20 protein-coding genes and 1 tRNA gene are annotated in these 13240 nt (G+C 66.0%); 14 read left to right on the top strand and 7 right to left on the bottom strand.

Annotated features, from left to right (window positions below):
* Positions 1–51: 51 nt before the first annotated feature.
* The 4 genes from AC1DV8_RS20750 to AC1DV8_RS20765 all read left to right on the top strand — a co-directional run bounded on the left by AC1DV8_RS20750 (position 52) and on the right by AC1DV8_RS20765 (position 1885).
* Positions 52–777, top strand: coding sequence for an AzlC family ABC transporter permease (locus AC1DV8_RS20750; protein ID WP_477158744.1), 726 nt, complete (start codon positions 52–54; stop codon positions 775–777).
* Positions 761–1069 carry an AzlD family protein gene (locus AC1DV8_RS20755; protein WP_477147969.1) on the top strand — a complete coding sequence of 103 codons (309 nt, stop codon included), beginning with the start codon at positions 761–763 and terminating at the stop codon, positions 1067–1069. Before AC1DV8_RS20750 ends, AC1DV8_RS20755 begins: the two co-directional genes overlap by 17 nt.
* Positions 1070–1116: 47 nt before the next feature.
* A complete protein-coding gene (locus tag AC1DV8_RS20760) occupies positions 1117–1704 on the top strand; it encodes a hypothetical protein (protein WP_477147970.1) in 588 nt (195 codons plus the stop codon).
* A 96-nt stretch (positions 1705–1800) separates the two neighbouring features.
* Positions 1801–1885: transfer RNA gene (locus tag AC1DV8_RS20765), tRNA-Leu, on the top strand.
* A 35-nt stretch (positions 1886–1920) separates the two neighbouring features.
* Here the strand turns inward: AC1DV8_RS20765 and AC1DV8_RS20770 are convergent.
* Positions 1921–2277: a hypothetical protein gene (locus AC1DV8_RS20770; protein ID WP_477158745.1), complete on the bottom strand. Its 357-nt coding sequence runs from the start codon at positions 2275–2277 to the stop codon at positions 1921–1923.
* A gap of 107 nt (positions 2278–2384) precedes the next feature.
* Here AC1DV8_RS20770 and AC1DV8_RS20775 point away from each other — a divergent pair, with 107 nt between their 5' ends.
* Together AC1DV8_RS20775 and AC1DV8_RS20780 are read left to right on the top strand one after the other, a co-directional pair.
* Positions 2385–3257 (top strand): DUF72 domain-containing protein, encoded by an 873-nt coding sequence (locus AC1DV8_RS20775; protein ID WP_477147972.1) that lies wholly within the window; start codon positions 2385–2387, stop codon positions 3255–3257.
* Between the two features lie 88 nt (positions 3258–3345).
* Complete coding sequence (locus tag AC1DV8_RS20780) at positions 3346–3855, top strand: disulfide bond formation protein B (protein WP_477158746.1); 510 nt, start codon at positions 3346–3348, stop codon at positions 3853–3855.
* Positions 3856–3858: 3 nt separating this feature from the next.
* Here AC1DV8_RS20780 and AC1DV8_RS20785 read toward each other — a convergent pair whose 3' ends face one another.
* The 3 genes from AC1DV8_RS20785 to AC1DV8_RS20795 all read right to left on the bottom strand — a co-directional run bounded on the left by AC1DV8_RS20785 (position 3859) and on the right by AC1DV8_RS20795 (position 5800).
* On the bottom strand, positions 3859–4416 hold the full coding sequence (locus AC1DV8_RS20785) for an HNH endonuclease (protein WP_477147974.1): 558 nt from the start codon (positions 4414–4416) through the stop codon (positions 3859–3861).
* A 95-nt stretch (positions 4417–4511) separates the two neighbouring features.
* Positions 4512–5156: an alpha/beta hydrolase gene (locus tag AC1DV8_RS20790; RefSeq protein ID WP_477158747.1), complete on the bottom strand. Its 645-nt coding sequence runs from the start codon at positions 5154–5156 to the stop codon at positions 4512–4514.
* Complete coding sequence (locus tag AC1DV8_RS20795; protein ID WP_477147976.1) at positions 5156–5800, bottom strand: DNA-3-methyladenine glycosylase family protein; 645 nt, start codon at positions 5798–5800, stop codon at positions 5156–5158. Before AC1DV8_RS20795 ends, AC1DV8_RS20790 begins: the two co-directional genes overlap by 1 nt.
* 30 nt (positions 5801–5830) lie before the next feature.
* Between AC1DV8_RS20795 and gluQRS the strand changes: the two genes are divergently transcribed.
* Entirely contained in the window at positions 5831–6676 is an 846-nt protein-coding gene (gene gluQRS / locus AC1DV8_RS20800) for a tRNA glutamyl-Q(34) synthetase GluQRS (RefSeq protein ID WP_477158748.1), read from the top strand.
* Positions 6677–6829: 153 nt separating this feature from the next.
* On the opposite strand, the gene AC1DV8_RS20805 is transcribed toward gluQRS, so the two are convergent.
* Positions 6830–7780, bottom strand: a complete 951-nt coding sequence (locus tag AC1DV8_RS20805; protein ID WP_477158749.1) for an NAD-dependent epimerase/dehydratase family protein — start codon at positions 7778–7780, stop codon at positions 6830–6832.
* A gap of 111 nt (positions 7781–7891) precedes the next feature.
* Here AC1DV8_RS20805 and AC1DV8_RS20810 point away from each other — a divergent pair, with 111 nt between their 5' ends.
* The 7 genes from AC1DV8_RS20810 (at position 7892) to AC1DV8_RS20840 (ending at position 11691) form a co-directional block, all read left to right on the top strand.
* On the top strand, positions 7892–8788 hold the full coding sequence (locus AC1DV8_RS20810) for a LysR family transcriptional regulator (protein ID WP_477158750.1): 897 nt from the start codon (positions 7892–7894) through the stop codon (positions 8786–8788).
* Positions 8785–8979, top strand: coding sequence for a twin transmembrane helix small protein (locus AC1DV8_RS20815; protein ID WP_477147980.1), 195 nt, complete (start codon positions 8785–8787; stop codon positions 8977–8979). Before AC1DV8_RS20810 ends, AC1DV8_RS20815 begins: the two co-directional genes overlap by 4 nt.
* A gap of 88 nt (positions 8980–9067) precedes the next feature.
* Positions 9068–9664 (top strand): cob(I)yrinic acid a,c-diamide adenosyltransferase, encoded by a 597-nt coding sequence (locus tag AC1DV8_RS20820; RefSeq protein WP_477158751.1) that lies wholly within the window; start codon positions 9068–9070, stop codon positions 9662–9664.
* Complete coding sequence (locus AC1DV8_RS20825; RefSeq protein WP_477158752.1) at positions 9664–10353, top strand: rhomboid family intramembrane serine protease; 690 nt, start codon at positions 9664–9666, stop codon at positions 10351–10353. Before AC1DV8_RS20820 ends, AC1DV8_RS20825 begins: the two co-directional genes overlap by 1 nt.
* 147 nt (positions 10354–10500) lie before the next feature.
* Positions 10501–10677, top strand: coding sequence for a hypothetical protein (locus AC1DV8_RS20830; RefSeq protein ID WP_477147983.1), 177 nt, complete (start codon positions 10501–10503; stop codon positions 10675–10677).
* A gap of 15 nt (positions 10678–10692) precedes the next feature.
* Complete coding sequence (locus AC1DV8_RS20835) at positions 10693–10920, top strand: hypothetical protein (RefSeq protein WP_477147984.1); 228 nt, start codon at positions 10693–10695, stop codon at positions 10918–10920.
* 153 nt (positions 10921–11073) lie between these two features.
* Positions 11074–11691, top strand: coding sequence for a sugar O-acetyltransferase (locus AC1DV8_RS20840; RefSeq protein ID WP_477158753.1), 618 nt, complete (start codon positions 11074–11076; stop codon positions 11689–11691).
* Here AC1DV8_RS20840 and AC1DV8_RS20845 read toward each other — a convergent pair.
* Entirely contained in the window at positions 11688–12575 is an 888-nt protein-coding gene (locus tag AC1DV8_RS20845) for a PfkB family carbohydrate kinase (protein ID WP_477158754.1), read from the bottom strand. The genes AC1DV8_RS20840 and AC1DV8_RS20845 overlap by 4 nt on opposite strands.
* 3 nt (positions 12576–12578) lie before the next feature.
* Entirely contained in the window at positions 12579–13238 is a 660-nt protein-coding gene (locus AC1DV8_RS20850) for a TlpA disulfide reductase family protein (protein WP_477158755.1), read from the bottom strand.
* Positions 13239–13240 lie beyond the last annotated feature (2 nt).

Raw genomic sequence — 13240 nt, forward strand, 5'->3', positions numbered from 1 at the left:
AATCACCAGATGTCATCGCGCGCAGCGCTCGATCTGAGGTAGTTTCCGCTCATGCATGCACCCGCCCCCCACAGCGGACCCGCGCACTTCTGGCTCGGCGTCCGCATGTTCTTTCCTGTCGCCATCTCCATCGCCGCCTATGGCGTGGTGTGGGGCGTGCTCGCCGGCCAGGCGGGAATGAGCGTGCTCGAGGTACTGCTGATGAGCGGGCTGGTGTTCGCCGGCGCCAGCCAGTTCGTCGCTCTCGATAGTTGGACGCCCGGCAATCTGCCCATCCTCGCCATCGTCATCACCACCGCTATCGTCAATCTCCGCATGCTGCTGATGACGGCAACGCTGCGACCGCTGACCACCCATCTCTCGCCGCTCCGCGCCATCTTCTCGGTCTATCTGGTGGCCGACGAGAACTGGGCCATGACCATGGGCGAAGTCGCCAAGGGGCGCGGTTCGGTGGCCTTCCTGATCGGCTCCGGCTTCTGCTCGTGGATCGCCTGGGTGGGCTCGACGCTGGCTGGCCGCCTCCTCGGCTCTGTCATCGACGACCCGACGAAGTACGGGCTCGATTTCGCCTTCACTGCCACCTTTCTCGCGCTGCTGCTCGGCATGTGGAAGGGCAAGGGCGATCTGATCCCCTGGCTGGTGGCCGCGCTCGCCGCCATCGTCTCGGCGAAACTGATCCCGGGCAACTGGTACATCATCATCGGCGGCCTGCTCGGCAGCCTCGCGGGCGCGATCGTTGAAACGCGCAAAGGCAGGACCAATGTCGATCTCGCTTGAGGCCCTGATCACCATCCTGGGGATGACGGCGGTGACATTCGCGATCCGCGCCGGTGGACTGCTGCTGGCTGACCGCCTGCCCCGCACCGGCTTCGTCGCGAGCTGGATGAAGCACATCCCGGCCGCCGTGCTGGCCTCGCTCGTGGCGCCCGCCATTGCCGGCGGCGGCCCCGCCGAGGGCATCGCCGCAGCGGTGACGCTCGTGGCCTACGTGCTCAGCCGCAGCCTCTTCGTCGCCATGGTGGCGGGGGTGGGCGCGGTATTCCTCGCTCGGCTCGCATTGGGTGGCTGAGGAACGCCAAGCCTTCTTGCTCGTTGTAGCGACAACAAGGAGGTCACATGCACACGATCATCGGACAGTTCGACAGCTACGAGCACGCCGCCGCCGCCGTGCATGCCCTGCACGAGGCCGGCATCTCCCACACCGACATCAGCTTTGTCGCCAACACCCCGCCCGACTATGAACCGGACGACGTCGGCGAAGGCGCCACCACCGGCGCCGAAGTCGGCGCCGGACTCGGCGCAGCCGGGGGCCTGCTCGCCGGCCTCGGCATCATCGCCATTCCCGGCCTCGGCCCCGTGGTCGCCGCCGGCTGGCTGTTCGCCACCGCCGTCGGCGCCATCGCCGGCGCTGGGGTTGGAGCCGCGACCGGCGGCCTCGTCGGCGCGCTGACCAGCGCCGGTGTCTCGGAGACCGAAGCCCACGTATTGGCCGAAAACGTCAAGCGCGGGGGCGCCATCGTCAGCGCCCGCGTCGACGAAGCCCACGCCGGCCCGGCCGCCGCGATCCTGCGCTACGCCGAAGGCGTCGATCCCTCAATCGAGCGCCAGGCGCTGGAAGCCGAAGGCTGGACCGGCTTCGACGAAGCCGAACCCCGCCCACCCCGCCGCGCCGACGACTATCCCTACGTCCCGCCAATCGTCTGACGAGACAGCAGGTCTTGCAATGCTCGGCCGAATGCTGGCTGCCGTCGAAGCCTGAGGGTTGCACGGCAAACGGCACAATGGTACGGGCATGCCGTTGCCCCTGTGGTGGAATTGGTAGACGCAGCGGACTCAAAATCCGCCGCCGCGAGGCTTGTCGGTTCGAGTCCGACCGGGGGCACCAATCATCTTTTCTGACGTGAGCCGCCGCTCCGCTGGCTATTGCGGCGTCAGGTTCTCGGTGCCTGTGCCGGGCTGCCCGGCAATGGTCCACAGCCCCTGCATCGAGCCGTCATCCATCACCTGGTAGATCACCAGCCCGATCGCCTCGCCCATGACATAACCGGCCGAGAACGCGTTGCCGTTGCGCATGCAGATGCCCTGCGACGTCGACGGACCTGTGGTCCAGTAGATCTCGCAGGTCGTGTCACTAGTGAGGACGATCTTCGCGGTGCCGCCATAGCTCGAGCCGTTGAGATTGGTGCCCTCGACCGCGTAGTTGCCGCCGATATCCTGCGCCAGGGCCGGGCCTGCAAATGCCATCGCCATGCCCGCCAGTAGAAGTATCCGACCCATTTCATGTCCCTCGGTTTGTACGCTCGGCGCGTACACTAGGGCCGGCCGCTCTGGACTGACAATCGGGGGCGACGCAGAGTGGCGATCACTTTGTCACGGAGGATTCGATGGCTGGAACGATCAGGCTCGGCACCGCCGGTTGGGTGTTCGAGCCGTGGCGCAAGAGCTTTTATCCGGACGGCCTGAAGCAGAAGGACGAGCTCGCGTATTCGAGCGCGCGCCTGGGCAACATCGAGATCAACGCCACCTTCTATTCGCACCAGAAGGCCGCGAGCTTCGAGAACTGGGCCGGCCAGACCCCTGACAGCTTCATGTTCAGCGTCAAAGGCCACCAGCTGGTGACCCACATCAAGCGGCTGAAGGATGTCGAGCAGCCGCTGGCCAACTTCTTCGCCTCGGGCGTGATGGCGCTTGGCGCAAAGCTGGGACCGTTCTGCTGGCAACTGCCGGGCAACGTCACCTACGACGCGGCGCGCATGGAGGCGTTCCTCGCGCTCCTGCCTCGTAGCCCGGACGCACTGCTGGCGCTGGCTGCCAAGGCCGATGGGCTGAAGAACCCACCCTTCCTCGATGCCACCGGCATCGGCAAGGTTCGCCACGCGATCGAGGTGCGGCACAAGAGCTTCGCCGATCCGCGGTTCATCGCGCAATTGCGTGCCCACAACGTCGCGCTCGTCGTCGCCGACACCGAGGACTGGCCCTATATCGACCAGACCGCCGACTTCTCCTACGCGCGCCTGCAGGGCGCACCGGGGAAAGAGAGCTATTCGCTCGCCGAGCGCGATACCCGGGCCGGCTGGCTCAAGGCGTGGTCCGAGGGCAAGCCGGTCGCCGACGGTTCCTACGTGACCGGTGCCGAGGCGAGCCCCCCGCCGCGCGACGTGTTCGCGTTCTTCGTTTCGACCGACAAGGAACATGCCCCGGACAACGCCCGTGCGGTGATGGCCACGCTCGGCCTCAAGGGCCCGGCAGGGGACTGAGACGTGGGTGACGATCTCGTGACCCGGCTTAAGTTGACTTGCGGCGCGCTCCCCAGAATATGGCGCGCATCCGCACCGGAGCGTCATCGTGACCACTAGCCTCACTCAGGATCGTCCACGCCTTCTGGCGACGATCGCCTTCGTCCTCGCGCTTGCCACCATCGCCGGCGCCTGGGGCTCGCAGCTGTTCGGCGGGCTTGTCCCGTGCGAACTCTGCCTCGAGCAGCGCCTCGCCTACTATTGGGGCCTGCCGCTGCTGGCGCTGATCCTTATCCTGTGGCACCGCTTGCCGCGGGTGGTCTTCTACACCGCGATGGGCATCGTCATTGCCGTCCTCGGCTGGGGCCTCTACATGGCGACCTACCATGCCGGCGTCGAGTACGGCTTCTGGCCGGGTCCGACGGCCTGCACCGGCACCGGCGTCGACGTTAGCTTCTCGGACCTGACGAACATCAACGCCGCCAAGGTCGTCCCCTGCGACAAGATCCAGTTCAGCCTGTTCGGCATTACCCTTGCCGGCTACAACGCGTTGATCCTCGTGGCGGTAATCGCCATGCTGGTCGGCGCAATGCTGTCGAAGGGCCGGAAGGCCGCCTGAGCCTTACGGCTCCAGCTCAATGTCCCAGTAGAGATAGTCCAGCCAACTCTGGTGCAGGTGGTTGGGCGGGAAGGCGCGGCCGTTATTGTGCAGGTCGTGCACGGTCGGCTGGAACGGCTCCTGCATCGGGAACATCTTGATCTCGCGCGGCAGCCTGTTGGCCTTGCGCAAGTTGCACGGCGCACAGGCGGCGACCACGTTCTCCCAGGTCGTGCGGCCGCCCTTCGAGCGCGGGATCACGTGGTCGAAGGTCAGGTCATCGCGCGTGCCGCAATACTGGCATTGGAATTTGTCGCGCAGGAAGACGTTGAAGCGGGTGAACGCGGGGTGCCGCGCCGGGCGCACGTAGTCCTTGAGCGAGACGACGCTGGGCAGCAGCATCTCGAAGCTAGGTGACTTGATCACCCGGTCGTAATTGGAGACGACGTGGACACGATCAAGAAAGATCGCCTTGACCGCGTCCTGCCAGGACCAAAGCGACAAGGGATAGTAGCTGAGTGGCCTGTAATCGGCATTCAGCACCAGAGCGGGGCTATTCTCAAGCGACACATGTACCGTCACTTGTCGCCCCCTGATCGGGAATCGCGGCCAGTCATGATCAGCAATATTCTATGCCGACTGTGACAGCGCTGTGAAGCGCGATTCGATCAGTCGATTCAGGTGCTTTGTGCGAGCATGAAGGACGTGGCGAAATCCAGCCCATCGGGGGCAATCCCATGCGCCGTACCGGCCGAAATGTGGAGCCCGACATCGTAGCCCGCCGCCGTCAGTTCGGTCGCCGCCTGCCGGCTGAGCGCCGGATCGACCACTTGGTCGATGTCGCCATGGATCAGCGCCACCGGCGGCTTGTCGGCAGCGGGAAAGCTTTCGGCCGGAACGAACGCCCCGGAGAACGACACGATACCGCGAACCGGCTGCGGCAACGCCGTGCCGATATGCAGCGCCATCATCGCCCCCTGCGAGAAGCCGATGAGGAAGGTGTCGGCGGGTTTGATATCGGTCTGCGTCCAGAGGTCGGTGAGAAACTCGACGATCACGGGCGCGGCGTTCTTCGCGCCCTCGATGCGGCCGGCGATGCGATCGACGCTGAGCGGAAACCACTCGAAGCCGAACGGGTTGCCGGCACAGGGCGTCGGCGCGTTCGGCGCGATGAACAGCGCATCCGGCAGCAGCGGGCCCCAGTGATGGCCGAGCCCGATCAGGTCGCTGCCATCGGCGCCATAGCCGTGCAGCAGGATCACCGCCTGCTTGGGGGCGCCACCGCTCTTTGGCGGCAGCATCGGGCCGGAGAGCTTGGCCATCAGATCGACAATCCTTCCTTGTTCCGCACGGCGCGGTAGTAGCGCCACAACAGCAATGCGGCAGTGGAGCGGTGCGGCGACCAGCGCCGCGCCATGTCGATCAAGTCCTTCACCGGCGGCTTGCCGTCAAGCCCGAACGCCCACTCCGCCGCCCGCTGCAAGGCCACGTCACCGGCCGGAAAGATGTCCGGGTGGGCGGCCGAGAACATCAGGTAGATCTCGGCGGTCCACGGCCCGATGCCCTTGAGCTTGGTGAGCGCAGCTATGGCGTCGTCGGCCGGCAGCTCGGCCAGATGCGCGAAGTCGACGCTGCCCGCGGCGATCGCCTCCGCCAACCCCCGCAGTGTCCGGTACTTGCCACCGGATTGCCCCGCGCCTCGAACCGCCTCCTCGCTGAGCTTTAGATACCCCACCGGATCGAGCGCCCCCTCAAGCAGCGCGAACCGCGACCAGATCGCATCGGCGCTGGCAGTCGACACCTGCTGTCCGGTGACGATCCGCGCCAGCCCCTCGAAGCCGCCGGGCGAGCGGCGAATCTCGAACGACCCTGCCCTGTCGGCAATGGCGGCAAGGCGAGGATCGAGCTGGATGAGGGCTCCGAGGTTGCGCTGCAATGCCTCCGGCGTATCGAGACGGTCTGTCAAAGAAATATCCTTACGTGCTAGCACTTTGCCATGCTCAAACCCGTCCTCCGCTTCGCCCCCAGCCCCAACGGTTTGCTGCATCTGGGGCACGCCTATTCGGCGCTGTTAACGGCGCTATGGGCCGAGAACCTCGGTGGCCGGTTTCTCGTCCGCATCGAAGACACCGACATAACCCGAAGCAAGCCGGAATTCACCGCCGCGATCTTCGAAGACCTGCATTGGCTCGGCCTCGAGTGGGAAACGCCCGTGATGCGCCAGTCCGAGCGCTTCGATGAGTACGCGGCCCAGGCCGACCGCCTGAAGCGCCGCGACCTGCTCTACCCCTGCTTCTGCTCACGCACGGAGATGGCCGCCGTGTCGGCCGGCGTCGACCCCGACGGCGCGCCGCTCTATCCGGGCACCTGCCGGCACCTGTCGCACGACGAGGTGAGCCAGCGCTTCGCCGAGGGGCGCGAGGCGCAATGGCGGCTGAAGACCGACGAGGCAATGGCGCTAACCGGCATCCTGCCCTACACCGTCGCCGCGCCGACCCCGATCGATCGCCCGCAGATCCGCTACGCCCGGCCCGAGCGCTGGGGCGATGTCGTGCTGCAGCGCAAGGGCACCCCGACCAGCTATCACCTGAGCGTGGTGATCGACGACGACGCGCAGGGCGTCACCCATGTCACCCGCGGCCGCGATATGGAGGCCTCGACCGATATCCACGTGCTGCTGCAGATGCTGCTCGGACTGCGCTCGCCGATCTACACCTTCCACAAGCTGATCCTCGACGAGGAGGGCAAGAAGCTCGCAAAATCGAAAGGCTCCACATCGCTGCGGAGCCTTCGCGAGGCGGGCCGGACGCCGGAGGATGTTCGGCGGGAGCTGGGGTTCTAGGCCGGCTGACCCGGAGCTAGCCGACCCCCACCCCTGTCCCCTCCCCCTAAGAATGGGGAGGGAGATCAAAACACCAGCACCTCAATAGGCGTCTCCCTCCCCCTGTTGAGGGGGAGGGGACAGGGGTGGGGGTCGGCCCGTACCGGACCGACCTCAAGCCGCCAGCTTCTCCTCCTTGAAGAACGGCGCCACGGTCTCGGCGACCGCTTCGCGGAACGGCGTCGTGAAATCCGGGCCGAGGATGGCGTCGAGCCGGGCATCCCTCAGCTCCATCGGGTTCTCCCACAGGTAGGCCATCTTGCTGACTGCCCGCATCAGCGGATCGACCAGGCCGACCACATTGAACAGCACCCGCGGGAACACGCCGACCTTGAGCTTCACCGGAGCCGCGGCAACCGCGGCCTCGGCCATCTGCTCCGGCGTCACGTAGTTGCCTGCAAAGTGGAAATTCTCGAAGGTACCGAACTCCTTGCGGTGCCAGGCGAGCTTTTCGAAGGCCCGGCCCAGGTCCGGCAGATAGGCCCAGGAGTGGCCGACCCCCGGCACGCCCATCATGGCGAATTTGCCCTTCTTGGCCTCGCGCAGCATGGCGAGGTCGAACCAGTCGAACGTGCTCTCCGGCCCGTAGAAATCGCCGGCACGGAGGATGATCGCCTGGATGTCGCCGCGCTTCGCCGCCGCCTCGTACATCGCCTCGACCCGCACCCGGATCTCGCCACGCGGCGTCTGCGGGTGCTGCTTGAGGTCCGGCGTCACCAGCCGGTCGGTGGCGGCGTAATTGTAGATATTGCCCGGGAACAGCAGCGTCTTCCTGCTGGCACCCAGTGCCGCGATCACCCGCTGGTTCTGCGCTTCCATCCGGCCCTGGTCCCACTGGTGGTAGGGCAGGTTCAGCGCGTTGACGACGACGTCGATCTCGCCGATCGCCGCCCGCATCGCCTGGAGATCCTCTGCATCCCCCTTGATGAAGCGGACGCCGGCGATTGGTTGCTTGTTCGAGCGGCCGAACCCGGAAACCTCCCACCCTGCGGCGACGAACGCCTTGGCGATGTGGTGGCCAACATGCCCGTTGATCCCGAGGACGATGACTTTCTGCGCAGTCATTTGCTTGCTCCTTGCTGGTGATGAACAAGGTAGGCACAACACCCGCGTTGATGAATTGGACAAGATCGTTCGCTTGCCATACATAATTGAATGGCACGGAGGCCTTGAACGATGCCCGATCCAGACTGGTCGTTGTGGCGCAGCTTCGGCGCGGTCGTCGAACGCGGCTCGCTCTCGGCTGCCGGTCGTGCCCTCGGCCTCAGCCAGCCCACCCTCGGCCGGCACGTCGAGGCACTTGAGCAAGCACTCGGCATGAGCCTGTTCGAGCGCACCCTCACCGGCCTCCGCGCCACTGACACCGCGCTGAAGCTCTACGAGCCGGTGCTCGCCGCGCAACAGGCGCTGGCTGAGGCGACGTTGATCGCTGAGGGAGCCAGCGCCGCGCTGACCGGTTCGGTCCGCATCACCTCGAGCACAGTGATGTGCCATTACGTGCTGCCGCCGTTCCTGCGCGATTTGCGCGAAGCCTTCCCGCAGGTGGCGATCGAGCTCGTGCCGTCGGACTCGGCGGAGAACCTGCTGCTGCGCGAGGCCGACATCGCGGTCCGTATGTTTCGCCCCACCCAGCTCGAGCTGATCACCAAAAAGCTCGGCGAGAGCCCGATCATCACCTGCGCCCACGAGAGCTACATCACCAGGCGCGGGAGCCCCGAGCGCCCCGAGCAGCTGATCGAGCACGACCTCATCGGCTTCGATCGCTCGGACCTGTTGACCAGCGCCGCCCGCCGCATGGGGTTCGAGCTCAGCCGCAACGACTTCATCGTCCGCACCGACAGCCAGACCAACATCTGGGAGCTGATGAAGGCCGGTCTCGGTATCGGCTTTGCGCAGCAGGTGATCGTCGAGCAGACACGCGGCATGGTGCCGCTCCTGCCCGATTTCCGCCCGCCACCGCTCGAAGTGTGGTTGACCACCCACCGCGAACTGTTCACCAGCCGTCGCATTCGTGCCATCTATGACCGACTGGGCGAGGGCCTCAGCCGCTTCCTCGCAGGGACCCCGCAATGAACATCACCGGCATTATCACCATCGTCGCGCTCGCCGCGGTCGCCATCATCCTCGGCATGGGGCTGTGGAACATGTTCCGTGGCGGCGACCCCAATCTCAGCCAGAAACTGATGCGCGCCCGCGTTATCGCGCAGGCAGTGGCCATCGTGGTGATCCTCGCGGCGCTGTTCTTCTTCGGGCGGGGTAGCTAAAGGAGCGCCGGAAAGCCACGCTGAAAATGGCTTCGCCCTGACACACCACCTGCGCTAGCTTCACGCCTCTGACTCGCGGCGGAACGACATGGTCAAGATCAACAAGATTTACACCCGCACCGGCGACGACGGCACCACGGGGCTGGTGCGCGGTCCGCGCCGCTCCAAGGCCGACCTCCGCGTCGAGTGTTTCGGCACCGTTGACGAGGCCAACAGCTTCATCGGCATGGCGCGCCTCAATACCGGCTCGATGCCCAAGCTCGACCGGCTGCTCGCCCACATCCAGAACGACCTGTTCGACCTCGGCTCCGATCTCGCGACGCCCGGCGCCGATCCAGCCGGCGCGCCGCCATCGCTGCGGATCACACCGGCCCAGGCCGCGTGGATCGAGCAGCAGATCGACCACTACAACGAAGCGCTGAAGCCGCTGACCAGCTTTGTCCTCCCCGGCGGCACGCCACTCGCGGTGGCGCTGCACCTCGCGCGCACCGTAACCCGCCGCGCCGAGCGGCTGGTGGTCGAGCTGATCGCCGCCGAGCCGGACGTCAACAACGCCGTACTCGTCTATCTCAACCGCCTCTCCGACCTGATGTTCGTCATGGCGCGGGTGGCGAACGCCAACGGCGAGACCGACGTGCTGTGGACGCCTGGAAAGTTCAGCGCCGATCCGTCCTCGCGCGGCTGATGTTCATCCCGCTTCACGACCGCAATCCGGTCCGGCACATCAAATTCGCCTACGTCAATTACGGGATCATCGGGCTCAACGTGCTGGTGTTCCTGATCCAGCTCGCCCATGGCAGCGGACTGGCCTTCGACGAGTTCGCGCTGAGCTACGCCGCGGTGCCGGCCTATTTCCTGCAGCCCAATGCCCCCGATCGGCTGCCCTTCCTGCCCGACGGCTTCTCGCTCGTCACCTACGCGTTCTTCCACGCCGACTGGCTGCACCTGGGCAGCAACATGCTGTTCCTCTGGGTGTTCGGCGACAATATCGAGGACGCGCTGGGCCACGTGAAGTTTGCGCTCTTCTATCTTGCCTGCGCCGCGCTCTCGGGCCTCGCCTACATCCTCTTCGCCATGGGCACCTACACCTGGCTGATCGGAGCTTCGGGCGCCGTGGCCGGGGTGATGGGCGCCTACATCGTCCTCTACCCGCACGCCCGGGTGTACGTGCTGCTAGGGCTGGCTATCCCGATCCCCCTGCCCTTGCCGGCGCTGTGGATGCTCGGCGCCTGGGCCGTGGTTCAGGTGTTCTATCTGGTCGTCGGCGACACCAGCCCGGTGGCCTGGTCGGCCCATATCGGCGGCCTGATCGCGGGCGCGGCCCTCTGCGTGCCGCTGAAGCGACGCGACGTCGTGCTGTTCGGCGGTCGCTAGCGAACACGCATAGACAAGGTCAAAGTGGGCAGCGGCTGCTGTTCGGCGGCCGCTGATCCGTAAACGATTGATTCACGATCGCGCCATTCCGGCACAATCGAGGGAAGGTTTCGTTTACGCCCCGGTCATAAAACCCCGGGGATGAACATGGATCTGACATCGCAACTGCTTGCCGCGCGCTCCGCAGGGACGCAGCAATCGATCGCCATGGCCGTGCTGAAGAAGTCGCACGAGATGGAGATGTCGCTGATCCAGATGGTCGATGCCGTGGCGCGTTCCGCTCCACCGCCCGGCCAGGGGACGAAGGTCGACAAAGTAGCCTGACCAGCCGGAGGGGTGATGAACCTCGATACGTCGATCTATCGCATGGCCTTCCGAGAGGCCGACACGCTCGGCGTCGCCCAGGTGCTCGTCGCCAAGAAACGCGCCGATCTCGAGCATCAGCTGCTGCTCAAGCAGGTGAACGAAGGCTCGCAAAGCACCGGCGCCGACCTCGAACGCGCCCTCAGCGACATGGAGCGACGCTCCGACGAGTTCGTCGGCCGCATCATCGACAAGCAGGTCTGAGCCGTCCGGCCGCGACGCCCGATCCCTGAACACTCGCTGAACACCAGTGCCAACTCATCATATGATTCAGCAAAAATGCCGTTGCGCAGCAGTCGCGGCGACGGCAAAAGCGAACACTTCAGCGGGGGGAACGCTGAAGAGGAGTTCGGCCCCATGAAGACGGGCTACGAGAAGATGGTATCCGGCGAGCTCTACGAGGGGCCGGATTGGAACCTGATCGAGATGCAGGTCGAGGCCAAAAAGAAGCTCGATCGTCTCAACGCCGTCCCCAGCTGGGACATGCCCAACCGCACCGCGATGTTCCGCGATCAGCTCGGTAGCTTCGGCGAAAGCTTCGTGCTGAGCCCCATCACCTGGGAGTACGGCAAGCACATCCACATCGGCGACGGCGTGTTCATCAACTTCGAATGCGTGTTCCTCGACGGCGCCGAAGTCCGCATCGGCGACGGCACCGCCATTGCCCCGCGCGTCATGTTCCTCACCGCCGGCCACCCCGTCGATCCGAACGAGCGCGAGCGCCGCGATCCCAAGACCGGCAAGCTGATCGGTGCCCAGTGCATCAACAAGCCGATCACCATCGGCAAGCACTGCTGGATCGGCGCCGGCACCATCATCGTCGGCGGCGTCACCATCGGCGATGGCACGACGATCGGCGCCGGCAGCGTCGTAACGCGCGACATCCCCGCGGGCGTACTGGCCGCCGGCAACCCATGCCGGGTGATCCGCAAGGCCGACGCCAAGCCGATCCGGCAAGCCGCCAACGCAGCCTAACGGACGAGAAACGCCTCGACCTCGGCGCGCGACGGCGCGCCGAGCCGGCCGCCGAACCGCGTGCACTTGATCGCTGCCGCCGCCGAGGCAAAGGCGATGATGTTGCGCATCGGCCAGCCTTCCAGCAGGCCCACCGCGAATCCGGCGTGAAACACATCGCCGGCCGCCAGCGTGTCGATCGCCTCGATCTTCGGCGCCGGCGAATGACGGATGCCGCCGCCCTCGGTCCACCAACAACCATCAGCCCCGGCGGTCACCGCGACGAAGCCCTTATGGCTCATCGCCAGCCACCCGGCCGCCTGCTCCGCCGTCGCCGCCCCGGTCACCAGCTTCGCCGCACTCTCCGACGCCACCACATGCGTCGCCACCGGCAGCAGCCCATCCAGCACCTCGCGCGCCGCCATATCGGCATCGAGGATCGCCGGGATGCCGGCGGCTTTCGCCGCCGCCAATGCCAGCGCAGCCGCGCCGGGCCAGCGCACATCGGTCATCACCGCGTCAATGCCACCGAGCCTCGGCGCCGCATCAGGCGGCGCCATCAGCGTCGGATCGTAGCGCGGCACGATCATCGTCGAGCCGGTGCGATCCATGAAGATCGACGAGAAGCCGGAGCGCGAGCCAGCAACCCGCCGCACCCGCGAACAATCGACACCCTCGTCCGAAATCTGCTTGATCAGCCGATCGCCCGTCGCATCGTCGCCAGCCGAAGCCCAGAGCGCCGCCTCACCGCCGAGCCGCACGATGCTCGCCGCCTGCGCCGCCGCCATGCCTTCGGCCACCTCCACCGCATCGAGCGGAATGACCTTGCCCGGCCCGGCCGGCAACTGCTCCAGCCGGAAAATGGTGTCCATCGTCAGGGCACCGACACAAAGGATCTTGCCCATGCGTCAGGCGCCGATCAGCGTGTCGATAACGTTGTGCCCGTCGGGCGTATCCCACTCTGCCGGGCCCTGCAGCACCGCCAGCTCGCACCCCTTCTCGTCGAGCAGCAGCGTCGCCGGCAGCCCGATCGCCACCGCCTGCTGCTGCAGCCGCTTGAACGCATCGAAGGTCGAGTCGGCATAGAGCGGCAGGTTCGTGAGCCCCTCGTCGGCGAGGAATTTCTTCGCCTTCTCGAGCCCGCTCTCGCCGACATCTAGGTTAATCGGCAGCACCATGAAGCTGTCCGAATTGTACTTGGTCGCCAGGGCAGCGAGCGCCGGCATTTCGGCCCGGCACGGCACGCACCAACTGGCCCAGAAATTCACCAGCAGCTTCTTGCCTGCAAAGCTGGCGATCGTGGTGGGCGCGCCAGCCGCGTCCTTGAACCCCATGTCGGCATAGCCGCGCCCCTCGCCGGTGCCGGTAAGCGCCGCCAGCGCGCCGACTGCGGCGGCGTCGATCTTCTGCCCCTTCACCACCTGCGGATCGCACTGCGTCGCCTGCGCCGGCATGAAGTTGCCAATGACGAGGGTAAGGACTAGTGCTACCGCCGCGCTGGCCAAGGCAATCAGCAGCACCCGCTTGGGCTGCAGTCTGCGGGTCGGAGCGGGGCTTTGGTCGGTCATGA

This window comes from Devosia sp. P3_B2, from assembly GCF_056402875.1.